This is a genomic window from Brevundimonas sp. SGAir0440, from assembly GCF_005484585.1.
In the GTDB taxonomy this organism is placed as follows: Bacteria; Pseudomonadota; Alphaproteobacteria; order Caulobacterales; family Caulobacteraceae; genus Brevundimonas.
Window position 1 is genome coordinate 1456866 of sequence record NZ_CP039435.1, and the last position, 23467, is coordinate 1480332.

General features: G+C 65.6%; 21 protein-coding genes. 13 read left to right on the forward strand and 8 right to left on the reverse strand.

Annotation, left to right across the window (positions count from 1 at the left end):
• Positions 1-4: 4 nt before the first annotated feature.
• Positions 5-1912 (reverse strand): flagellar hook-length control protein FliK, encoded by a 1908-nt coding sequence (locus E7T10_RS15915; RefSeq protein ID WP_246846130.1) that lies wholly within the window; start codon positions 1910-1912, stop codon positions 5-7.
• Between the two features lie 389 nt (positions 1913-2301).
• Here E7T10_RS15915 and flgK point away from each other — a divergent pair, with 389 nt between their 5' ends.
• From flgK to E7T10_RS07195, 9 genes are all read left to right on the forward strand, one after another.
• Positions 2302-4419: a flagellar hook-associated protein FlgK gene (gene flgK, locus E7T10_RS07155; RefSeq protein WP_137721266.1), complete on the forward strand. Its 2118-nt coding sequence runs from the start codon at positions 2302-2304 to the stop codon at positions 4417-4419.
• Complete coding sequence (locus E7T10_RS07160) at positions 4416-5381, forward strand: flagellin (RefSeq protein WP_137721267.1); 966 nt, start codon at positions 4416-4418, stop codon at positions 5379-5381. Before flgK ends, E7T10_RS07160 begins: the two co-directional genes overlap by 4 nt.
• A gap of 66 nt (positions 5382-5447) precedes the next feature.
• Positions 5448-6686 carry a putative DNA modification/repair radical SAM protein gene (locus tag E7T10_RS07165; protein ID WP_137721268.1) on the forward strand — a complete coding sequence of 413 codons (1239 nt, stop codon included), beginning with the start codon at positions 5448-5450 and terminating at the stop codon, positions 6684-6686.
• Positions 6686-8140 carry a UdgX family uracil-DNA binding protein gene (locus E7T10_RS07170; RefSeq protein WP_137721269.1) on the forward strand — a complete coding sequence of 485 codons (1455 nt, stop codon included), beginning with the start codon at positions 6686-6688 and terminating at the stop codon, positions 8138-8140. Before E7T10_RS07165 ends, E7T10_RS07170 begins: the two co-directional genes overlap by 1 nt.
• Before the next feature lie 228 nt (positions 8141-8368).
• Positions 8369-9484 (forward strand): ABC transporter permease, encoded by a 1116-nt coding sequence (locus E7T10_RS07175; RefSeq protein WP_039246445.1) that lies wholly within the window; start codon positions 8369-8371, stop codon positions 9482-9484.
• The gene (locus E7T10_RS07180; protein WP_137721270.1) at positions 9481-10257 is read left to right on the forward strand and encodes an ABC transporter ATP-binding protein; all 777 of its coding nucleotides are present in this window, start codon (positions 9481-9483) and stop codon (positions 10255-10257) included. Before E7T10_RS07175 ends, E7T10_RS07180 begins: the two co-directional genes overlap by 4 nt.
• A gap of 12 nt (positions 10258-10269) precedes the next feature.
• Complete coding sequence (locus E7T10_RS07185) at positions 10270-11208, forward strand: MlaD family protein (RefSeq protein ID WP_045810234.1); 939 nt, start codon at positions 10270-10272, stop codon at positions 11206-11208.
• Positions 11205-11855 (forward strand): ABC-type transport auxiliary lipoprotein family protein, encoded by a 651-nt coding sequence (locus tag E7T10_RS07190; protein ID WP_066551978.1) that lies wholly within the window; start codon positions 11205-11207, stop codon positions 11853-11855. Before E7T10_RS07185 ends, E7T10_RS07190 begins: the two co-directional genes overlap by 4 nt.
• 94 nt (positions 11856-11949) lie before the next feature.
• Complete coding sequence (locus E7T10_RS07195; RefSeq protein WP_137721271.1) at positions 11950-12852, forward strand: hypothetical protein; 903 nt, start codon at positions 11950-11952, stop codon at positions 12850-12852.
• 3 nt (positions 12853-12855) lie between these two features.
• On the opposite strand, the gene uvrA is transcribed toward E7T10_RS07195, so the two are convergent.
• The 3 genes from uvrA to E7T10_RS07210 form a co-directional block, all read right to left on the reverse strand.
• Positions 12856-15801, reverse strand: a complete 2946-nt coding sequence (gene uvrA, locus E7T10_RS07200; protein ID WP_137721272.1) for an excinuclease ABC subunit UvrA — start codon at positions 15799-15801, stop codon at positions 12856-12858.
• Positions 15802-15911: 110 nt separating this feature from the next.
• Positions 15912-16406 (reverse strand): group III truncated hemoglobin, encoded by a 495-nt coding sequence (locus E7T10_RS07205; RefSeq protein WP_137721273.1) that lies wholly within the window; start codon positions 16404-16406, stop codon positions 15912-15914.
• Between the two features lie 25 nt (positions 16407-16431).
• Positions 16432-16866, reverse strand: coding sequence for a hypothetical protein (locus E7T10_RS07210; protein WP_137721274.1), 435 nt, complete (start codon positions 16864-16866; stop codon positions 16432-16434).
• Positions 16867-16983: 117 nt separating this feature from the next.
• Between E7T10_RS07210 and E7T10_RS16015 the strand changes: the two genes are divergently transcribed.
• Together E7T10_RS16015 and E7T10_RS07215 are read left to right on the forward strand one after the other, a co-directional pair.
• Positions 16984-17109, forward strand: coding sequence for a hypothetical protein (locus E7T10_RS16015; protein ID WP_256371857.1), 126 nt, complete (start codon positions 16984-16986; stop codon positions 17107-17109).
• A 31-nt stretch (positions 17110-17140) separates the two neighbouring features.
• A complete protein-coding gene (locus E7T10_RS07215) occupies positions 17141-18652 on the forward strand; it encodes an ABC-F family ATP-binding cassette domain-containing protein (RefSeq protein WP_246846146.1) in 1512 nt (503 codons plus the stop codon).
• Positions 18653-18658: 6 nt separating this feature from the next.
• On the opposite strand, the gene E7T10_RS07220 is transcribed toward E7T10_RS07215, so the two are convergent.
• From E7T10_RS07220 to E7T10_RS07235, 4 genes are all read right to left on the reverse strand, one after another.
• Entirely contained in the window at positions 18659-20236 is a 1578-nt protein-coding gene (locus E7T10_RS07220) for an EAL domain-containing protein (RefSeq protein ID WP_137721276.1), read from the reverse strand.
• Positions 20237-20340: 104 nt separating this feature from the next.
• Positions 20341-20778, reverse strand: coding sequence for a flagellar basal-body protein FlbY (locus E7T10_RS07225; RefSeq protein ID WP_137721277.1), 438 nt, complete (start codon positions 20776-20778; stop codon positions 20341-20343).
• Positions 20775-21077, reverse strand: a complete 303-nt coding sequence (locus tag E7T10_RS07230; RefSeq protein WP_091747798.1) for a rod-binding protein — start codon at positions 21075-21077, stop codon at positions 20775-20777. The genes E7T10_RS07225 and E7T10_RS07230 overlap by 4 nt, the downstream gene beginning before the upstream one ends.
• Before the next feature lie 2 nt (positions 21078-21079).
• Complete coding sequence (locus E7T10_RS07235) at positions 21080-22201, reverse strand: flagellar basal body P-ring protein FlgI (RefSeq protein WP_137721278.1); 1122 nt, start codon at positions 22199-22201, stop codon at positions 21080-21082.
• A gap of 183 nt (positions 22202-22384) precedes the next feature.
• Between E7T10_RS07235 and E7T10_RS07240 the strand changes: the two genes are divergently transcribed.
• Both E7T10_RS07240 and dksA read left to right on the forward strand, forming a co-directional pair.
• Positions 22385-22810, forward strand: coding sequence for a flagellar assembly protein FliX (locus tag E7T10_RS07240; protein WP_137721279.1), 426 nt, complete (start codon positions 22385-22387; stop codon positions 22808-22810).
• A gap of 179 nt (positions 22811-22989) precedes the next feature.
• A complete protein-coding gene (gene dksA, locus E7T10_RS07245; RefSeq protein ID WP_017504616.1) occupies positions 22990-23424 on the forward strand; it encodes an RNA polymerase-binding protein DksA in 435 nt (144 codons plus the stop codon).
• The last annotated feature ends 43 nt before the right edge of the window (positions 23425-23467 follow it).

Genomic DNA, 23467 nt, shown 5'->3' on the forward strand with positions numbered 1-23467 from the left:
GGGGTCAGACCTTCAGATCGACGCGGTCAGGCGTCAGGGAATGGTTGATCCAGGCGCCGGGCGCCGGGACGGTGGGCATGTCGGCCTGGGCCGCGAGGCGAGAGCCGCCGGCGAACAGGGCGTTGCGCTGCTGCTGGCGCTCGAAGGCGCCGCCGCCTGTGGACGGATCGCGTTGCGAGAAGTCGAGCGCGTCGCCGGCGACCTGGAAGCCGGCCTCCTGAAGTTGGCGACGCAGTTCGTCGGCGCGGCCCTTCAGATCGGCGGCTGCGGCGGGGTTGTCGAAGGCCAGACGAGCGGACAGCTGGCCGTCCTTGCCGATCTCAAGGCTGACATCGACACGGCCCAGATCTTCGGGCGTCAGCACCATGTCGAACCGGGTTGAACGGCCGTCCAGTTTGCGAGCGATATGTGCGGCAAGCTGGGCGGTGGTCTCGACCGTGGCGCGCGACAGGGTGGACGCACCCTGAGCATGGCTGGACGCGGCGGCCTGTTGAGCAGGCTGAGCATCGGTCGGCGCGGGGTTCGCAATCGGCGCATCAGGCGACGCTGCATCGGGCGCGGCGACGGCGGCGGTTGCGGGCTCGGCTGCCTTTGCGGATGGGGACGCCTGCTTGGCGGCGACTTCGATGCCGGCGCTGGAAGGGGTGGCATCTTGGGTCGTAGCCGTTTGGATCGCGGGAACGGCGGCGTCGCTGGTCTGGTCCACCGCCGCATGGAGATTGCCGCGCAAGGGCGGGGCGGGTTGAAGCGCGGTCGGCGACCTCGGCGTATCGACCGGAGCCGCCTCTGCCAGCTTATCGGGCGTGTCGGCCGTTTCGGCTGTCACAGACGACGCCGCTTCGGTTATCGCAGCGACGACCTCGGCGGGGACAATGATCGACGGCTTGGGCATCGTCGATGTGACGGCGATATGGACTTGGGCGGTCGGGATTTGAGCGGCCGCAAGGGATTGAGTGATAGGCGACGGTGCGGCCGGTTTGTCGGTGTTAGCGACAGCGGTCTGGATCGTGCCGGCCGCACTTTCGGACGTGGCAGGCGCCGGCGTCGTTGCGTCGGTCGGACGAGGCGCTGCGTCGCCCTTGACCGTAACGGCAGGCTTGGGCGCGACTGTCGGCTTCGGACCGTCGGTCGTCGTCGGCTGCGCGGGCGTGACCGAGGCCTCGGCGGCCTCGACTTCAGCCGGCTTCGCCGCGTCGGGAGAAGAGGGCGACGCTTCGGTCGTCAGGATTTCGGAGAGTTCCGAAAGGACTGCTTGAGCGGTCGCGGCAGTCACGGCGGACTTCGCTTCAAGGTCCCGGTCGGCAGGCGCCGACGCAGTCTTGGCCGCCGTATCAGTTGCAGAGCGGGGAGCCGTGGGGACCGTCGTCGTCATCGCTTCGGGCGCAACGAATGCGACTGACGCAACATTTTTGGGAGCTTGCGGATCGGCAGGGATTTCCGCCGCGTCCTCGGAAATGGCCGGCGAGCCCGCGACATCGAGCGATTGGGCGACCGGAACGGCCAGCGTCGGTTGCGCGGCTGTGAACGGCGTTGCGGCGACGAGGCCAGGGGTATGGTCGTCATTCGCGGCTTTGTCCGTACCGATCTGCTGTCCGTCAGACAGGACGGGCTGAGCTTCGGAGTCTGCGATCTCGCTTGAGATTGTGGCGACGGTGTCGGCAGTCGGGGGCAGCGTGTTGGCGTCAGGCTCGGCCGCCATGGGCTGGGCCATGATGACGCCCAGCGACCGAACGCCCGTCAGACGGCCGGGCGTCATCCGTTCGACCGGCGCGCCGTGGACACCCGCGTTCAGCGCGTCGGCGACCTTGCTGGAAAACAGGCCCGCATCGACGACCTCTGCGCCCAGGGCGGCAGCCGACGTTCCGGTCGAAACCGGAGCGGCAGGCGCGAGCAGGGCGGAAGCGGTGGACATGGAAGCGCGGCGGCTTTCGTAAGGAGCGACGACGGCGCCTGCTGCGCCCAAGAGTTCGCCGCGCTCGACGCAAGGGTCGGGCCAAGAAAATAAGCCAATAAAAACAAGGTAAAGCGCAGTATCGGGGTCTGCAGGTTCGAGGCGCGGCGGTCGTTATTGCCGCGCTCTCGCCACTTTTTGCCCGGCTTCGCGGCGCTGCCGATCAGCGACGGGCGAGATGTCAGCATCCGATTGGCCCGACCTTTGCGCGTCTTTCCCATCATGACGGCCGCCCGATCAACGATCCTGTGGAAAAACAACGCTTTGTGCGAGCGGGCGTGGCGCGTGGCTGGGCAAGAACTGCGCGTCGCGATGCAGCGGTTGCCGGGTAGAGCGGGGGAGACGCGTCAATGTCGCTGAACTCGATCATGAACATTGCGACGTCGGGGCTGAAGACCGCCCAGTCGCAGTTGCGCGTCACCGCCGACAATATCGCCAACGTCGATACGCCCGGATACATCCGCAAGGTCGCCGATCAGTCGGCCGCCGTCACCAATGGCTATGGTTCGGGTGTCGACGTCACGCGGGTGCGGTTGGCGACGGACCGTTTCCTTCAAGCCGCCAGCCTCAGCGCCGGGTCGGACGCCGCGCGCCAGACCGTGCGCTATGAACTGTACGACCAGATCCAGAACCAGTTCGGCGATCCCAGCAGCGACACCAACTTCTTCGCCCAGGTCGACAAGCTGTTCGCCACCTATGCGACCCTGGCCGAAAGCCCGACATCATCGGCCGGGCGTCAGGACACGATCTACAAGACCCAGGCGATCTTCAATCAGGCCGCCGGCATCGCGTCGCAGATCCAGTCGGCGCGTCAGGAGGCGGACGGCCGGCTGCTGAGCGCGGTCGAAACGGTCAATCCGCTGCTGGAACAGATCGCCAAGCTGAACAAGACCATCGCCGCCGGAACGGTGACGAACGAGGATGTGACCGGGGCCCAGAACGCCCAGCTGGGCCTGATCAACGAACTGTCCAAATATATGGATGTGAAGGTCGAGGCCCGCTCCAACGGCGGCGTGACGCTGCGCACCAACACAGGCACCACCCTGGTGGGCGAGGGGGCGGCGACGCTGTCGTACCAGGCGGCAGGCACCGTGGACGCCATGACGGCCTTTTCCGACATCATGATCACCGAACCCAGCGGCACGCGCTGGCCGCTGCTGGACGGCGTGTCGTCCGGTCAGATCCGGGGTCTGGTCGAGATGCGCGATGTCGATGCGCCTGCCGCCGCCGCGCGCCTGGGTGAGTTGACGGCCAAACTCGCGGACGAACTGAACCGCGCCCACAACGCCAACAGCAGCGTCCCCGCGCCGACCACCCTGATGGGGCGCAACGTTGGACAGTCGCTGGCGAACGCTCTGACCGGCTTCACCGGCACGACCACCATCTCGACGGTCAATGCGTCGGGCGTGGTGCAGACCTCGGCCCGGATCGTCTTTTCCGGCGGGACGATGACGATCAACGGGGCCGCCGCCGATCCGACCACCTTCCTCAGCGTGCTGAACGCTCAACTGGGCGGCGCGGCGACGGCGAGCTTCTCGGACGGCCAACTGCGTCTGGACGGGGCGGGTGGAAACGGCGTGGCCATCGCCGACGATGCGACCTCGCCCAGTACGAAGGGCGGTCGAGGATTTTCGCACTGGTTCGGCCTGAACGACCTGGTGACCACGACCACGCCGACCTTCTACGAGACGGGCCTGACCCTGACATCTCAGCATGGGTTCGATCCGGGCGAGAGTCTGACCTTGCGCTTTGCCGGTCCTTCCGGCGCGCGCCTTCGCGACATCACCGTGTCCGTACCCGCCGGGACGGGCACGATGGGCGAGATGCTGGGCGCGCTGAACGACCCCGTCACCGGCGTTGGCCGCTATGGCGCCTTCAGCCTGGATGCGGTAGGCAAGCTGTCCTTCAAGGCTTACGACCCGTCGGCGACGTCGATGAGCGTCGTGAAGGACAATACGACCCAGGATCCGTCCGGCGTTTCGATGTCGCAACTGTTCGGCCTGGGCGCGACGGGATCGACGCGGGCGGGCGCCTATGCGGTGCGTAGCGACATCCAGCAGGACCCCGGAAAGCTGGCCTTGGCGCAGCTGAACCTGTCGGCCGCGGCGGGGACGCCAGCGCTGAGCAAGAACGATGGGCGCGGCGGCCTGGCGCTGGGGGATGTGGGCAAGAAGAACGTCGCCTTCGCCGCAGCCGGCGGAAATGCCGGCGGGACCAAGACCCTGTCGTCCTATGCGGCGGACTTCGCCGGCGAGATCGGCGGCAAGGCCTCGGCTGCCAAGACCCGCAGCGAAACGGCAAGCGCCCTAGCCAAGGAGGCGGACAGCCGCCGCACCTCGGCCGAAGGCGTGAACATGGACGAGGAACTGGTCAATATGACCACCTTCCAGCAAGCCTATAACGCCTCTGCGCGCCTGATCCAGGCGAGCAAGGACATGTACGACGTACTGATCGGAATCCTGCAATGACGCGCGTCGCGACCCACGGGAACTACCAGTCGGCCTTGCTCAGCCTGATGAACGCGCAGGGCCGCGCGCAGCAGGCGCAGGAGCGGATCGATAGCGAGAAGATCGCCACCGATATGTCTGGCTATGGTCGAGGCGCCGAACAGCTGACCAGCCTGACATCGACACAGGCGCGGCTGGAGGGCTTCATCTCCACCGGTGAGGCCGTGAAGGCGCGGCTGAGCGCCCAGGATCTTGCCATGAGCCGCATATACGAAGGCGGTAATGCGGCGCGCGAGGCCATTGCAAACAGCCTGGCGGCCGGGCGGATCGACAATCTGATGGTCGAGCTCGGTCTGGACTATCAGACGGTGCAGGGTGGACTGAATGCGGAACATCAGGGCTCCTATCTGTTTGCGGGCGGCCAGAGCGATATCGCGCCCGCCACGGCTGCAACCATGGCCGATTTGACGACGGCGCCGTCCACCGCCGCGACCTTCGCCAACGACACCTTGAAGCAGAAGTCGCGCATCGACGAGAAGACCACGGTCGAGACCGGCTTTCTGGCCAGCGAGATCGGCGGACCGCTGACTGAGGTGTTCCGCAACATTCAGGCCTTCCAGAACGGCACGGCGGTCACCGTAGGCGGCGTGACCTATACGCCAGCCGGCGCGGGCACGCTGACGGGACAGCCCGACGCCAACGTCACCGCGTTTTTGAAGGCGCAGATGGGCGAACTGGACAAGGCGAATGCGGGCCTGACGAACCAGACGGCCAAGAACGGTCTGATCCAGAACCACGTTGAGACGGCGCTGGACGCCCAAGAAAACCAGAAGACCGCCCTGCAGAAGATGATGCAGGACAAGTCCGGTTATGATCCGGCACGGGCGATTACCGACCTGCAGATGGCGCAGGTGGCGATCGAGGCTTCTGCCCAGATCATCAACTCGTTGAAGAGCACGTCGCTGCTCAATCTGCTGCGTTAAGTCATCGTTTCAAAAAAGAAAACGGCAACGCTGGACCAAACATCGTTCTGGAACGTATCATGAACGATGGCCCGTCTCGATCTGCGTAGAAAACTATCCGTTCTGGCTGACGCTGCCAAATATGACGCCTCCTGTTCGTCGTCCGGAACGTCGAAACGAAACTCTGTCGGCGGCAAGGGGATCGGCTCGACCGAGGGGATGGGCATCTGTCACGCCTATACACCGGACGGTCGGTGCATCAGTCTGCTCAAGATCCTGCTGACCAACTTCTGCATCTACGATTGCGCCTATTGCATCAATCGCGTCTCGTCGAATGTGGAGCGCGCGCGGTTCGATGTCGACGAGGTGGTCGACCTGACGCTCAACTTCTACAAGCGCAACTATATCGAGGGCCTGTTTCTGTCGTCGGGCATTATTCGATCCGGCGACTATACGATGGAGCAGTTGGTCTTGGTGGCCAAGACGCTGCGCGAAGTCCACGATTTCCGGGGCTATATTCATTTGAAGCTGATCCCGGAGGCGGATCCGAAGCTGGTGGAGATGGCGGGGCTGTATGCCGATCGCCTGTCGGCCAATATCGAACTTCCACGCGACGAGGCGCTGGCGCGACTGGCGCCGCAAAAGGACGTCGGGGTCATCAAGAAGGCGATGAGTCAGGTGCGCCTGGGCGTGGAGGCGGCCAAGCCGGCAAAACGTGAAAAGATCAAACCGCCGAAGTTCGCGCCGGGCGGCCAGAGCACGCAGCTCATCATCGGCGCCGACGGCGCGCCGGATACGGAAATCCTGGATCGCAGCGCCTCGCTCTACGGCGGTTATGGCCTCCGCCGCGTCTATTATTCGGCGTTCAGCCCCATACCGGACTCCAGTTCGATCCTGCCGCTGTCCAAGCCGCCGCTGATGCGTGAGCATCGGCTGTATCAGGCCGATTGGCTGATGCGGTTCTATGGCTTCTCCGCGCCGGAGATTGGCGAGGGGGCATCGAATGGCATGCTCGATCTGGCGGTTGATCCCAAACTGGCCTGGGCGCTGAACAAGCGCGAGCAGTTTCCCGTCGATGTGAACCGCGCGCCGCGCGAGATGCTGCTCCGTGTGCCGGGGCTGGGCGTGAAGGCGGTGGATCGGATCGTCTCGGGGCGCCGCTATCGGACCCTGCGGCTGGAGGATGTTGGACGGCTGACGCGATCGGTGGCCAAGATTCGGCCCTTTATCACGGCGCTGGACTGGACGCCTGGCGGACTAACGGATGCGGCGGACCTGAAGGCGCGCGTGACCAGCCGCACGCCCGAGCAGTTGAGCCTGTTCTGATGGCGGTGGCGACGCTGGACGGTGAGACCGACTTCGATGGCTGGCGGAAAGCGGCGCGCGCGTTTCGATTGGCGGGTGTGGAGCCCGCAGCGGCGCGGTTCGTCGTGGCGGGGGCGGTAGAACAGGGCGGGCTGTTCGATCAGCCGATTGCCGAAGAGGCGTCGCCGACGCCGGATGACCGCAGAGCTTTCAACGTGCCGAAAGAGTTTGTGGACCTGGCCCAGAACCTGATCCTGCATCGATCCGCTGACCGTTTCGATCTGATGTATCGGCTGCTGTGGCGACTGAAGGATGAGCCGGACCTGATCAAGGTCATTTCGGACCGGGACGTCGCCGACGCGCTGGAGCGGGTCAAGAACGTCAGCCGCGCCTCGCACAAGATGAAGGCCTTCGTTCGCTTTCGCCAAGTGCATGACGATCTGGGCGAGGCCTGGGTCGCATGGTTCGAGCCGCCGCATCGGGTTCTGGAAAAGACCGCGCCCTTTTTCCAACGGCGGTTCACGACCATGCGCTGGTCGATCCTGACGCCGGATGGTTCGGCCTTCTGGGATGGCGAAACCCTGCGGTTCGGGCCGCCGGCGACCCGCGACATGGCGCCAGCCGAAGACGAGATCGAGGATTTCTGGAAGACCTACTACGCCTCGACCTTCAATCCTGCGCGGCTGAAGGTGAAGACGATGCAGGGTGAGATGGCCAAGTCCTACTGGAAGAACCTGCCGGAAGCCGCCCTGATCCCGGAACTGGTCGCGGCGTCGTCGGTTCGAACCGAGACCATGGTCGCTACGCCGTCGCCTCAGCCCAATCCGCGTTTCGCGCGCGCCGTCGCGCCAGATCTGCATCTGGCGCGTCCCGACGCCGAGGCCGTGCCCGAAAACCTCGACGATGTCGCGGTCGGCGTTCAGGCCTGTCGCCGTTGCCCGCTATATCGCGACGCGACGCAGGGCGTGTGCGGGGAGGGGCCGAAGTCGGCGCGTCTGATGATCGTCGGCGAACAGCCGGGCGATCAGGAGGATCTGGCAGGCCGCACCTTCATCGGGCCGGCGGGGCAGGTGCTGAACGCAGCCCTGGCCGAGGCCGGCATTGATCGATCCGACGTCTATGTCACCAATGCTGTCAAACACTTCAAACACGAGCCGCGCGGCAAGCGTCGCCTGCACAAGACGCCGAACGCGGGCGAGGTTCAGGCCTGCCGCTGGTGGCTGGACTCAGAACGCCGGCTGATCAAACCGCAAGTCGTGCTGGCCCTTGGGGCGACGGCGGGTCTGGCGTTGCTGGGTCGCAAACCGGCCGTGATGCAGGAACGCGGCGCACCGATCGACCTGAGCGATGGATCGACCGCCGTGCTGACGGTCCACCCCTCCTATTTGCTGCGGCTTCCGGACGAGGCCGCGAAGTCCGAGGCGAGACGGTTGTTCATCGAGGATCTGGCGGCGGTGCAACGACGTATGAGGTGACGCGAGAACGAATCCCGTTCGGCCGCGTTTGGCATCAGCGCCAGCGTGACCGTTGGACGTTTCATCCGGGGAGGCGATCTCGACACGGTCGATCGACAAACATCCGCGCGAATGTCATCGCGCGTTGACATCGAATGCCGGCTTGACCATTAGCGCGGCAGGGATTTCGGCTGTCTGTTCAGAGGGTCAGGGGAAAATCGCGATGTCAGACCGGTCATCAGACGCCCGATGAACCAGGCCGCATACGAAATCGTCGATCGTGATGGCGAGGCCCGTCTGCGCCTGACCGGCGACTGGACGACCACGGCGCTGGGCCGTCTGCCGACGGAACTGAGCCGCGATCTGGAAGGTCGCGAAATCGCCAGTATCGACACCTCCGATCTCGGTCGCTTTGACACCGCAGGCGCGCTGGCCCTGGTGCAGGCCTCAAGCGGTCGTCTGTCGAAGAGCCAGTGGAAGGATCGACCCGAGGCGGGTCGCATCTACCACATGATCGAACTGCTGGAGCGGCAGAGCGCCCCGGCGCCCAAACGCCCCAGCGCCTTCGTTCGCACCTTCGCCAAGATCGGGCGAGGCGTGTACGATTTCGGCGGCGAAGCCATGTTGTCGCTGGCTTTCCTCGGCCGACTGATGGCCGCCGTGGTCGAAGCCGCCAAACGCCCCGGTGGCATCCGCTGGCCGGCCTGGGTCAGTCAGGCCGAGCGCGCCGGGCTGGACGCCATTCCGATCGTCATGATCACCAACTTCTTTATTGGCGCGGTGATCGCCTTCATCGGCGTCGACTTGCTGACCGACTTCGGCGCTCAGGTGTTCGCCGTTCAACTGATCGGCGTCGCCATGTTCCGCGAGTTCGCTGTGGTGATCGCCTCGGTCTTGTTGGCTGGACGTTCAGCTTCGGCCTTTGCGGCCGAGATCGGGTCGATGCGGATGAATCAGGAGGTCGACGCCATGCAGGTCATGGGCGTCAATCCGTTCCAGGCGCTAGTGATCCCGCGGGTCGCGTCGCTGGTGATCATGCTGCCGCTGCTGACCTTTATGGGCATGATCGGCGGTCTTATCGGCGGTCTGGTCGTGTGCTGGAGCTCGTTGAATCTCGGCCCGTCCTTCTTCTTCCAGCGTCTGGTCGAGGACGGGACCATGGCCCAGCATCTGATGGTGGGGCTGGTGAAGGCGCCCGTCTTCGCCCTGGTGATCGCCGCCATCGGTTGCCGTCAGGGTATGGCCGTCGCCGGTGATGTCGAAAGCTTGGGCCGCCGCGTGACGGCCGCCGTGGTGCAGGCCATCTTCGCCATCATCTTCCTGGACGCCGTGTTCGCCCTGGTCTTCCTGGAGCTGAACATATGACCGAAGCGCCAGAAAACCTGATCGAGGTGCGCGGCCTGTTGAGCCAGTTCGGCGAGCGCACCATCCACGAGAACCTCGACCTCGACCTGGTGCGCGGCGAAGTCCTGGGCGTCGTCGGCGGATCGGGCGCGGGCAAGACTGTGCTGCTGAACACCATCATCGGCTTGAAGGAGCCGGAAGGCGGGTCGGTGAAGGTGCTGGGTTACGATCGGGCGAACCTGACCAAGGCGGAGGCGGCTGACATTGAGAAACGCACCGGCATCCTGTTCCAGCAGGGCGCGCTGTTTTCGTCGCTGAGCGTGCTGGAGAACGTGGCTTCGCCCCTGGTCGAACACACCAAACTGCCCAAGTCGGTCATCTATGAGCTGGCTGAGCTCAAGATCGCGATGGTCGGTCTGAAGCCCGAGCATCACCATTTGAAGCCGGCGGAACTGTCGGGCGGCATGAAGAAGCGGGCCGGCCTTGCGCGTGCGCTGGCGCTGGACCCCGAGCTGGTGTTTCTTGATGAGCCGACGGCGGGCCTGGATCCCATCGGCGCCGCCGCCTTCGACGATCTGATCCGGCAACTGGCGGACGACCTGGGTCTGTCCGTCTTCATGATCACCCACGACCTCGATACGCTCTACGCCATCTGTGACAAGGTGGCGGTGCTGGCGGACAAGCGGGTCGTGGAAAAGGCCACGGTGCATGAGCTGGAAGGCTCCGACCACCCGTGGACTAAAGAATATTTCTTGGGGCCGCGCGGACGCGCAGCCACCAAGTCTGCCGCCTGAGGAGAGCGGATCATGGAAAGAGACGCACATTACGCCGCCGTCGGCATCGCCACCGTCGCCCTTCTGGCGGCCCTGGCGGTCTTCACCATCTGGCTGGCCCGGCTGCAGTTCAACAGCGACTACGATATGTACGACATCGTCTTCTACGGACCGGTGAACGGCCTGTCCGAAGGCGGCGAGGTGCATTTCAACGGCATCCGCGTCGGCGAGGTCACCGACCTGAACATCGACACAAAGCGCGGCGATCAGGTCATCGCCCGTGTCCGCGTGGACGGCACGACGCCGGTGCGCGTCACCTCGCGCGCGCAGCTGGAGCCGCAAGGCATCACCGGCCTGAACTACATCCAGATCACCGCCGGCTCGCCCAATAGCGCCCTGCTTAAGGACCAGTACCCAGACAACGTCGTGCCCGTGCTGCAAAGCCAGCCGTCGCCGATCGCTGAACTGCTGAGTGGGTCGGGCACGGTGCTGGCCCAGACCGTGGATGCGCTGAACCGGATCAACCGGGTCATGTCCGACGACAATATCCGCAGCTTCTCCACCAGCGTGAAGAACGTCGAGGCCCTGACGACGGAACTGGAGGCCCGCAAGGCCATCTTCCAGCAGCTGGAAGAGGCCGTGACCAACGCCAACGCGGCGGTGAAGGAATACCAGGCCCTGGCCGTAGACACGCGTCAGATCATCAATACGGACGGCCGCCAGGCCATCGCTAACATCAACTCGGCGACGGCGGAGGCCCGCACGGCGATCGCCTCGGCCAACCGTTCGATCACGGGTCTGGAGCGTCCGCTGGGTGACTTTGCGACGACCAGCCTGCCGCAACTGACCGGCACGATCGAAGAACTGCAGGACGCCACCCGGTCACTGCAATCCCTGATCGACGATGTCCGCGCCAGCCCGCGCGACTTCATCGGTCGCCCCAAATCCAAAGAGCTGGAGGTGCAGCCGTGATCCTTCGTCCTGTCCTTCGACTGGCGGCGTCCGCCGCTGTCCTGACCGCGCTGAGCGGGTGCGCCCTGCTGTCCTCGCCGGACCCGGTGCAGAACTATCGGTTCGGCCTGCCGATGGCCGCGCCGTCGGCGGTGGGCGACACGCCTGCGCCTCTAACGGTCTCGATCCGCCGTATCGAGTTCCCGCAGGCGACCGGCGACGACAAGATCCTGGGCGTCACGGGGCTAGAGACGGCCTACATCGGCGGCGCACGCTGGGTGTCGCCGGCCTCGACCCTGTTCGACGACAGCCTCAAGGCGGCCTTCGCCAACCGAGCCGATCGCATTCGCGTGCTGGGTCGTCGCGAACCGGGAACGCCGCCGCTGATCCTGCAAGTCACGGTCACGACGTTCGAGGCGCGATACGCCGCGCCGGGCGCCGTGCCGGATGTCGTCGTGACCGCGCGGGCGCAGCTGCGCTCCACCCCGGAACGGCGCGCGGGCGGCGGGACCATCCGTCCCGAGGAAGGACGCTCCGTCGAGCGGGTGTTCACCGTGACCCAGCCCGCTGGCGACAATCGAGTATCCGCCATCGTTGCAGCCTTCGACACGGCGACGCGCGACATCAACACCCAGATCGCGGACTGGACGATCGCCTCCGCGAACTGAGGCGATCGAACGCATGATGCCGGGACGGCGGCGGTGCGGGACGTAGGCTTGCGTATGCGCTAGGGTGGGCTGCGAATCTGCTCCCGGGGTTGTCATGAGTTTTTCCGCCACCGACGCGGCCTTCGAAGGCTTCCGGGTCGTTCGTCGGCATCCGATCGTCGCCGTCGCCTGGGGCCTGGTCTATCTGGCCGTCTATGTCGCCATGTTCGGCCTGGGCGCCGACAAGTGGGCCAGCCTGATGGCGGCGGGTGAAGCGCTGGAACAGTCGGCCAACCCGTCGATGGCGGAATTTCAGGCCCTGGGTCAGACTTACGCCGGAGCCCTGATCTGGGCCGCGCCCATCGGCCTGCTGGTCGGCGCGGTGCTGAGCGCGGCGGTGGCGCGCTCGGTTCTGCGTCCGGACGAGTCGTCGTGGGGCTATCTGCGCCTTGGTATGGATGAGGTCCGTGTCCTGGCGGTCAGTCTGATCGTCAGCCTGGCTGTCGGCTTGGCGTCGGGCGTCGGCATGATGGTGGTCGGCGCGGCCATCGGTTTCGGCGCGGCGTCGGGTCAGGCGCTGCTGATCTTGGTCGGCGTGCTGCTGATCTTCGCCGTCTTCGCCCTGATCGTCTGGCTGGCGATCAAGTTCAGCCTTGCGGTGCCGATAACGATCGATCGCCGCAAGATCACCATCGTGGAATCGTTCGCCGCCACCAAAGGACATTTCTGGTCGCTGCTGGGCATGGCCGTGATCGCCATCATCATGTCGCTGATCGTCAGCATCCTGGGCATGATCATCGGCGCAGCGGCCGATCTCGCCACCGGCGGCATCCAGACGCTGGCGCGATTCGACGGCGATGGATTGGGCCAGATCCTGATGCAGGCCTGGCCGGCGATCCTGGTGTCGTCGATCGTCAACGCCTTCCTCGCCGCGCTGCAGCTGGCGGTGCTGTATGCACCGTTCGCAGCGGCTTGGAATGGGCTTCGAGGCGGTCAGTCGACCAACGTCTTTTCTTGACGATCAGGCCGACGCCTTTACCCTTTTCTTCTTTGCCGAAGCATCGACAGACCCGCCGAGGGCCGCCACGCGCGCCTTGCGGCGGTCCTCGTGCCGATCCAGTACCTCCTTGAGGTATTTGCCGGTCCAGCTGGCCTTGTTGTCCGCGACCTGTTCGGGCGTGCCGACCGCGACGATCTCGCCGCCGCCGTCGCCGCCTTCGGGACCGAAGTCGAGCAGATAGTCGGCGACCTTGATGACATCGAGATTGTGCTCGATCACCACGATGGTGTTCCCGGCCTCGACCAGTTCCTGCAGCACCTCGAGCAGCTTGCGCGTATCCTCGAAGTGCAGGCCGGTCGTCGGCTCGTCGAGGATGTAGAGGGTGCGGCCGGTGGCGCGTTTCGACAGCTCCTTGGACAGTTTGACCCGTTGGGCCTCGCCACCCGACAGGGTGGTCGCCGGCTGGCCCACCTTGACGTAGCCCAGGCCCACGCGTTCCAGCGTCAGCATCTTGTCGCGGATGGGCGGCACGGCCTTGAAGAAGCTGGCGGCCTCCTCGACGGTCATGTCCAACACGTCCGAAATGGACTTGCCCTTGAACACGATCTCCAGCGTCTCGCGGTTGTAGCGTTTGCCCTTGCAGACGTCGCAGGTGACATAGACGTCCGGCAGGAAGTGCATCTCGATCTTGATGACGCCGTCGCCCTGGCAGGCCTCGCAGCGGCCGCCCTTGACGTTGAAGCTGAACCGGCCTGGGCCATAGCCGCGCGCCTTGGATTCCGGCAGGCCGGCGTACCAGTCGCGGATGGGGCCGAAGGCGCCGGTGTAGGTCGCGGGGTTCGAGCGCGGCGTGCGGCCGATGGGCGACTGGTCGATGTCGATGACCTTGTCGAAATGCTCCAGGCCTTCGATCCGGTCGAAGGGGGCAGGGGCCTCGGACGCATTGTTCAGCCGACGCGCAGCGGCCTTGTACAGGGTCTCGATGGTGAAGGTGGACTTGCCGCCGCCGGAGACGCCGGTGATGCAGGTGAAGACGCCGACCGGGATTTCGCCGGTGACGCTCTTCAGATTGTTGCCGCTGGCGCCGCTGATCTTCAGCATCCGCTTTCGGTTGATGGGGCGGCGACCCTCGGCGGGGATTTCGATCTCACGCTCGCCGGTCAGGTATTTGCCGGTGAGGGACTTGGGGTTGGCCATGACCTGGGCCGGCGTACCCTCGGCGCAGACCTGGCCGCCATGAACCCCAGCGGTCGGGCCCATGTCGATGACGTAGTCCGCGGTCAGGATGGCTTCTTCATCATGCTCGACCACGAGAACCGAGTTGCCGAGGTCGCGCAGGCCCTTCAGGCTTTCCAGCAGGCGGGTGTTGTCGCGCTGGTGCAGGCCGATGGACGGCTCGTCCAGCACATAGAGGACGCCGGTCAGGCCCGAGCCGATCTGCGACGCCAGGCGGATACGCTGGCTCTCGCCGCCTGACAGGGTGCCGGAGGATCGCGACAGGTTCAGATAGTCCAGACCGACGTTGTTCAGGAACCGCAGACGGTCGCAGATTTCCTTCAGGATGCGCCGGGCGATCTCCATCTGCTTTTCGGTCAGGTTCTCCTCCAGCGTCGAGAACCACAGATAGGCTTTGGAGATCGACAGGGTGGAGATGTCGGCGATGTCCTCGCCGCCGACCTTGACCGCCAGGGCCTCGGGCTTCAGCCGCTTGCCGTGGCAGGCGTCGCAGGGCGTCTCGGACTGATAGCGCGCCAGTTCCTCACGCACCCAGGCGCTGTCGGTCTCGCGCCAGCGGCGCTCCAGGTTCGGCAGGACGCCCTCGAACGGCTTGGAGACCTCGTATTTCCGGGCGTTGTCGTCATAAACGAACTTGATCTTCTCCGACCCCGTGCCGTGCAGGATGGCCTTGTGCGCCTGGGCGGGCAGGTCGCGCCACGGCTTGTCCATCGAGAAGCCGTAGTGGAGGCTGAGCGACTGCAGGGTCTGGGTGTAGAGCGGCGAGGGCCCACGCGCCCATGGTGCGACGGCGCCCTTGTGCAGGGTCTTGTCGCGATCCGGGATCACCAGATCAGCGTCGAACGCCAGCTTGACCCCCAGGCCGTCGCAGACCGGGCAGGCGCCGAAGGGATTGTTGAACGAGAACAGGCGCGGTTCGATCTCGCTGATCGTGAAACCCGACACCGGGCAGGCGAACCGTTCGGAAAACAGGATGGAGCGCGGCGCGGTCTCACCTTCCGCCGTCCAGGCCCATTCAGCGTTGGCGATGCCGTCGGCCAGACCCAGCGCCGTCTGCAAGCTGTCGGCGTAGCGCGCTTCCTGATCCGGTTTGGTGACGATCCGGTCCACGACGATGTCGATGTCGTGCTTGAACTTCTTGTCCAGGGCCGGAGCTTCGTCGATCGGATAGAATTGGCCGTCGATCTTCAGCCGTTGGAAGCCTTGACGCTGCCACTCGGCGATTTCCTTCTTGTACTCGCCCTTACGGCCGCGAACGACGGGGGCGAGCAGCAGGATGCGCTCGCCATCGGGCAGGGCGACCAGCTTGTCGACCATCTGGCTGACGGTCTGGCTTTCGATGGGCAGGCCGGTCGCCGGGGAATAGGGCACCCCGACGCGCGCCCACAGCAGGCGCATATAGTCGTGGATTTCCGTCACCGTACCGACGGTCGAGCGCGGGTTCTTGGAGGTCGTCTTCTGTTCGATGGAGATGGCCGGGGACAGGCCTTCAATCAGGTCCACGTCCGGCTTACACATCAGCTCCAGAAACTGGCGGGCATAGGCCGACAGGCTCTCGACATAGCGCCGCTGGCCTTCGGCATAGATGGTGTCGAACGCCAGCGAGGATTTGCCCGACCCCGACAGGCCGGTCATCACCACCAACTGCTCACGCGGAATGTCGAGATCCACGCCCTTGAGATTATGCTCGCGAGCGCCGCGAACGCGGATGAAGTTATGCTTTTCGGTCATGCTGTCCGGAGAACGCGGAGGAGGGCCGGCGGGTCCGGCGCGACATCGCTATATGGGGACGAATTGCGGGATTGAAGCAAGAACAATGTAGGAACATTGCGGCCGGCGCATCATTCCGGCGCCCATGCCTGCGTAGGCCGCACGAAACGCTCGCCCTTGGCGAGAAGCACGCCGCTTGCGTTTGCGACACCCAGTTCAAGGCTTTCGGCGATGCGGCGAGCGCGTTCAATGAAGTGGTCGGCGGCGATGGGCGGGCACAGGGTGCGCGCGGTATCGGCGAACAGCTCAAGCCAGCGATCGAAATGCCGCGCATCGATGGGAAGTGGCAGGTGTTTCGGCATCGGCCGGCCCTGATAGATGCCGGTGGACAGGGCGACCGACGACCAGAACAGCTTCATCTGCGCCAGATGCGGCGCCCAGTCGGTGATCCGGTCCGCGAAGATCGGGCCGATCAGGGCATCGTCGCGGACGCGGGCGTAAAAACCTTCGACCAGGGCGTCGATCATGGCTTCATCTATGCCTGTCTGGTCCCGCAGGCGCTGGACGGCGGCCTCGCGCCGCGCGGCGGCGCCGGCGGGGTCTTCAATGCGGAAACGGGTCTGCATGACTGCTGGTCTAGCCGCCGCCGTTCTATTGGTCGAGGAAGTCGCCGGCGTTGAACGACAGGATGCAGATGGCGTCCCCACCCGTCGCATCGGTCGAGCAGGAATCGACGCCGAACAGGTCGGCCTCGACCTTGGCGGTCGAGCGGAACGTGCGGCCGTCACGCCGGAATGTCGATCCGATCCTCTCGCTCCACGGGATCAAGGCCGCAGCAAAGGCGGCGGCCGGCGCACCCGTGCAGGTGAACAGAATATATTCCGCACCGTCCCCGTTGTCCGCGCGGCGATAGGTGTCGGCCGCGGCGGCCTGCTGCAGGCAGGCCGCATAGAGCCGCGCGTTGGGCGGCGGCGCCTGGGTCGGCACGGCGCTGTAGTTCGGGGGCGTAGGCGGCGCGTTCGGCGCGGTGGCGCACGCGGCGCAAGCGAGGGCGGAGACGAGGACGAGCGTGATGACTGGCTTCATGGGTGTCTCCTGAAAGCAAAGCTTCTCACGCGGCCGTGTTCGACGCCAGACTTGCGCAATGCGGGATTACGACCCATCCTCCTTATTCTGACGCGTTTTGCAGAAGGTTTGACGATCATGATCATCGCATTGGCCACCGGTTCCGCCCTGTCCGCCATGCTGCTCGTGATCCTCAATGCCAATCAGCCCAAACCGAAACGCGTTCCCGTCCGCATTCGCGACACTCGACAAGGTCGCCGCTAGGACGCCGGACGGCGCCATCCTCTTCGACAATCTGAGCCTGACGTTCGGGCCTGAGCGGACCGGTGTCGTCGGTCGCAATGGCGCGGGAAAGTCTACGCTGCTTCGCCTGCTCTCGGGCGAAGTCGCGCCGGCTGAAGGGGCTGTCGCGCGAGCCGGAACGATCGGCGTCCTGGCTCAGCGCTATGAGCCAATGCCTGATGAGACCGTCGCTCAAACCCTGGGCGTTGGAGCGGCTCTGGCGGTTTTGGCGCGGGTTTTGGCGGGAGAGGGAACGGCCGACGATTTGGTCGAGGCGGACTGGACGCTGGAGACGCGTCTGGACGAGGCCTTGCGCGACGTCGGGTTGGCGGATTTGGACTACGATCGCCTGACGTGCAGTCTCAGCGGGGGCGAGCAGACGCGGTTGCGGCTGGCGGGTTTGAGGCTGGCCCAGCCCGATCTGATCCTGCTGGACGAGCCGACCAATCATCTGGATGCACAGGCGCGGGCGCTGGTCGCCGATGTCATCGCGCGTTGGGACGGCGGGGTGGTGGTGGTCAGCCATGATCGCAACCTGTTGCGCCGCATGGACCGAATCCTTGAGGTGTCGAGCTTGGGCGTCGCCAGCTATGGCGGCGGCTATGACGCCTATGTCGAGCGAAAAGCGCTGGAACGCGAGGCGGCGACGCGGAATCTGGCCGAAGCCCAACGCGACCTCGCCCGTGTCGGCGCCGAGGCTCAGCAACGCGCCGAGGCCCAGTCGCGCCGCGACGCCGCCGGCCGCCGCAAGGCCGCGAAGGGCGACATGCCGAAAATCCTGCTGGGCGCACGGGCCGAGCGCGCCGAAAGCACCGGCGGGCGCAGCCGCTTGCTGGCCGAACGACAGGCTGAGGCCGCGCAGGACGCCTTGGCTTCAGCCCAGGCGCGCGTGGAGCGAACGCGGATGCTGGCGATCCCGATGCCGACGACCGGCCTGCCGACGGGACGGGCGGTGCTGACGTTGGAACAGGCGGGCTGGGCGACAGCTGAGGGGCGGGCGATCGTCGGGCCGATTGAGTTGAAGCTGGTCGGGCCGGAACGGGTCGCGATCACGGGGCCGAACGGCGCGGGCAAGACGACCCTGTTGCGGCTGATCACCGGCGATCTGCAACCGACGACAGGGCGCGTCGAGCGGCCTGTGCGGGCGGCGCTGCTGGATCAGGAGGTCAAGATCCTGAGCCCGGACGAAACGCTGGTGGAGGCGTGGCGACGGTTGAACCCGAAAGGCTCGGTCAATGACGCACAGGCGGCGCTGGCGCGGTTCCTGTTTCGCAATACGGCGTCGCAGCGCCGGGTCGACGAACTTTCGGGCGGAGAGCGGCTGAGGGCGGGCCTGGCCTGCGTCATGACAGGCGCGACGCCGCCGCAGTTGCTGGTTCTGGACGAGCCGACGAACCACCTCGACCTGGACGCCATCGCGGCGGTCGAAGAGGCGCTGAACGCCTATGACGGCGCCTTGATCGTGGTGAGCCACGACGTGGATTTTTTAGCGGCGCTGAAGATCACGCGCACGATCGAGCTCTGAGATCGTTCAGCCCCAGGCCTCGACGGCGCCCTTGCGACGGACCATCGACGGGCTGGAAAGCTGGGTGCGCGGCTCGGCTTCGGCGCGGCCGAACAGCCAGCCTTGGCCGTATTCGACGCCCGCCGCCTTAAGTTCGGATGCGACGCCGTCGGTCTCGATCATCTCGGCGATAGTTTCCAGCCTCATCGAACGGCACATTTCGACGATGCTGTGCAGCATGGCCTTGGAGCGTTGGTCGGTCTGGATATCGCGAACGATGGCCCCGTCGATCTTGACAGAGTCCACGGACAGTTTGCGCAGATAGTCGAAGGCGGCGGCTCCCGCACCGAAATCGTCGATGCAGACCTTAATGCCGGCTTCGCGCAGGGCGGCCAGGCGACGGTCGGCGGCTTCGATGTCTGCGACGGCGGAGGTTTCGGTCACCTCGACCATCAGGCGACGGCGTTCTTCGGGCGCGCCGGCGGTCATGCGCAGCAACTGCTCGACATAGGTATCGTCGCCCAACGAGGCGCCCGAGACGTTGATCGCCATCTTCAGCAGGCCTGCACCGGGCTGGCGCATCCGCTTCAGCACCTTTTCCGCCACGGCGAGATCGAACGACTCGATCATGTCCAGCTCCTCGGCCATGCGAATGGCTTCGGCGGGACCGCTGTTGCCGCTGAATCGGGTCAGGGCCTCGAAGTGATGGACCGCTCGGGAATCCAAATGGACGATGGGCTGATAGTGGACCTGGAACTCGCGCGACTTGACTAGGCTGCGGAAGGTCTCGGCGTCGCGGAAGGTGCGCTTCAGCGAGTCTGCGAAGGCGATCTGCGGATTGGCGAGGCCGTCGCCCCTCAGGCAGCCTTCGATGGCGAACCGCATGGCGCGCAGCACGCACAGGGAATCCGATCCGGGCGGGACGGGCGAGCTGAACGCCTCCGCACCCAGCGACAGGCCTTCGGCCCGACCGGCCTCCACGATTTCGGCGGCGATGTCACGACGGTCGTTGGCGGGGCGGAGAAGGGCATAGCGGACGCCCGTGACCTGCGACGCGCTCGATCCCTCGACGGCGGCGGACTGAAGCGTGGCCTCGATGCGGCGGTTCAGACGATCGGCGGCTTCGCCGGTGACATTCTCCAACCCCGTGATGTCGAGGAAGGACAGGGCCAGGTCGGGATTGGACTCCAGCACGCGCCCGGCGTCGGCCAGGAAATCTTCCGGTTCCAGAAGCGGCCGTGTGTCCAGATCCTCCAGCGCGAAGGCCGGGCCTTCGTAGGAGATGGCGCAGGAGACGGCCGGCGCCATCTGCGGCAGAACGAAGGCGCGGAACGAGGCGCGGCGCACGCGGTCGGGACCGGCCGCCACAAGGATCGACGTGGCCGGAATACGCACGCCAGGCTTCATGCCTTGCAGGGCGGTCAGGGTGGAGGCGCCGTCGTGCAGCAGATCGAGCAGGGGACGGCCGGTCCAGGTTGCGCCTGCGTCCTCGCCGGCCACAGCGCCCGCGCCGATCGCAAAGGCGACCACGCCTTTCGGATCCACCTCCACCAGCGTGTCGGCGGAAGCGAAGGCCAGGCCTAGGAGGCGGGTGGTCAGCGTCATGAGGCCATGCTGGCACACAGTCGCTTAAAAAATAGGCAATGACCCTTAGGACGCGAACCGTGATCTGCGAACGGCTAAGGGCCGTCCCGTTCAGGCCATGCGGTTCAGGCCATTCGATTCAGGGCGACAGCGCGTCCGTCGCCCAGCGAGGCGCGGCCGTCGGCGGCATAGGCGGAGGCGGGTGTGCGAGCAGCGGTGACTTCCGCCGCGATGGCGCGGACCAGACCCTCGGAAATCTGACGCGCGGCGTCGACGGCGCGGCTGTGTCGCGTCAGGGCCGCGTCGAACTCACGCGTGACGTCGATCAGGGTCTTTCGATCTTCGAGCGGAGCGCCGCTCAGCAGCGCCGGATTGGCCTTCACATGGGCGGAATCGCGACGGTAGAGATTGGCCATCTCCTGCGTTTCCGACAGACCGGCCGCCACATCCTGAGGACGGCCATCGGCGAAAGCGGCTGTTTCGGCCTTCAGTCGCCCGGTGAGACGCAAGGTCAAGGTTGTCAACTGACGAACCCGCGCCTGGGCCAGTTCGGTGTCGCTCATTGCCGGCCCTCCTGCATCTTCAGCATTTCGGCCATGACGGTGTTGCTCAGGCCGATGCCGCCGGCCTTCACCGTAGACTTGGCCATTTCGTCCAGCATGAAGCTGCGCCATGTCGCCTCGCCCTGGCCGCCGCCGAACAGGCCGTCGGTCGACAGGCCTTCGAACATCGGCTTCAGCATTTGCGAGATGAAGGTGGCCTCGAAGGCCTTGGCGGTTTCCGCGATCTTGTCTCGGTTAGCCGCCGTGGGCGCGGCCGCGGCGGGGCGTAGCAGATCGGCGGAGACGGTCAGGTCGGTCATGCTCACATCACCTCGATGTCGGCCTGCAGGGCGCCGGCGGCCTTGATGGCCTGCAGGATGCTGATCATGTCGCGCGGGCTGACGCCCAGGGCGTTCAGGCCGTTGACCAGGGTGGACAGGTTGGCGCCACCGCCGACCAGTCGCATCTGGGTGCCCAGATCCTCTTCGACGTTCACTTGGCTCGAGGGCACGACGGCGGTCTGGCCCCGGCTGAACGGCGCCGGCTGACTGACCTGCGGCTGCTCGTCCACCGATATGGTCAGATTGCCCTGAGCGATGGCGACGCGAGAGATGCGCACGGCGTCGCCCATGACGATGACGCCGTTGACCTCGTCGATGATGACCTTGGCGGGCGTATCGACGCTGACGGCCAGGTTCTCGATCCGGCTGATGAAGCCCGCCATGCCCAGTTCGCCGGGCGCGCGCAGGGACACGACCGTGCCGTTCTCGGCCAGGGCCGACCCCGGATAGGCGGCGTTGACGACGGCGGCGACGCGCTGGGCGGTGGTGAAGTCGGGGTTACGCAGGTTCAGGCGCACCTCGTTCATATTGGCCATCTGGAAGCCGGTCTCGCGCTCGACCAGGGCGCCCGAGGCGATGCGGCCTGCGGTCGGCACGCCGCGCGTCACCGACGACCCCGACCCGCCCGACGCCGAGACGGCGCCGGTCTGGACCGAGCCTTGCGCCACCGCATAGACCTGACCGTCCGCGCCTTGCAGGCTGGTGACGACCAGCGAACCGCCCAGCAGGCTCTTGGCGTCGCACATGGAGGCCACCGACACGTCGATGCGCGAGCCGGGCGTGGCGAAGGCCGGCAGGTCGGCCGTGACCATGACGGCGGCCATATTCTTGGTGTTGGCGTTGGCCCCGCGAATATTGACGCCCAGCCGCTCGGTCATGCCTTCCAGCGACTGGCGGGTGAAGGGGCAGTTGCGCAGGCTGTCGCCTGTCCCGTTCAGCCCCATGACCATGCCGTAGCCGACCAACTGGTTTCCGCGCACGCCCTCGACGGCGGCGATGTCCTTGATGCGCGACTGCGACTGGGCCAGCGCCGAGGTCGCGCCGCCGGCGACGACGAGCGTCGCGGCGACGGAGGCGATCAGGCGGGCAAGCAGATTTTGCATCGGTCAGGCGTCCACGCAATGTTACGACCCCGTCTGTGCGAAGATCGTGCCGCAGAATTAACGACGTGAATTCAATGTCGGTCGGCCTTTGACGGTCAGAGAAGCGGCAGGATTTGCCGGGGCGTTAACCAAACAGTCATCGCCGGCCGTCATCCATGGTTTCATGACGCGGAGCACCTGCACATGAAGGTTGTCGGCCCCAACGGCGTCAGCACGCCTGCCAGCACACGTCCGACGCGATCCACCAGCGGCTTTTCGCTGGGGCAGACTGCGGCTGCGTCCGCGCCCGCCGCAACGACTGCCAGCGCAGCGACGGGCGGGGTCTCTGACGTCTCGGCCCTGATGGCCCTTCAAGGGGTCGAGGGGCCGCTGGAAAAGCGGCGTCGCGCGATCCGGCGCGGCAGCGGTCTTTTGGATCGCCTTGACGAAATCAAGCTGGCCCTGCTGAGCGGCGACGCCGACGAGGGGGCTCTGGATCGACTGGCGCGGAGCCTGCGCGAGGAGCGCGCCGATGACGACGACAAGGACTTGGGCGCCCTGCTGGATCAGATCGACCTGCGCGCATCGGTCGAACTGGCGAAGGCGGAAATGCGCCGCAACCGCCCCTGATACGAAATAATCGTCTGACATCAGGCGGCTAAGCTTTGACAGTGAGTGACTTTTGCCACTGTCGGGCTGTTAGTCGCCCTATTTTCATCACGGAATCGAGAACCGCGTTGCCGCGACTCGACGGGCTGATTATACGGCCCTCTACGCCACAGGGGGGCGTGTTAGAGAGCGTGAGATCGATGAGCGCCTTGGCGTCCGTTGTGTCCGACGAAACCGGCCCGTATCGGCCGTCTGACAGCGAGCCGTTCATGAACGAACGGCAGCAAGCCTATTTCAAGAAGAAGCTGCTGGCCTGGAAGGATGAGATCCTTCGCGAGTCCAAGGGCACGGTTGTCAATCTGAAGGCCGAGACCGAAAACCATCCCGATCTGGTGGACCGGGCGTCTTCGGAATCCGATCGCGCGCTGGAGTTGCGCACCCGCGACCGCCAACGCAAGTTGATCTCCAAGATCGACGACGCGCTGCGCCGGATCGAGGACGGCTCCTACGGCTACTGCGAGGACACGGGTGAACCCATCAGCCTGGGTCGTCTGGAAGCCCGTCCGACGGCGACCCTGTCGGTCGAAGCCCAGGAACGCCACGAACGGCGCGAACGCGTTCACCGCGACGACTGAGGTTTAAGCCTTACGCGCCTTGACTTCGCCGGGTTGCGGGGCG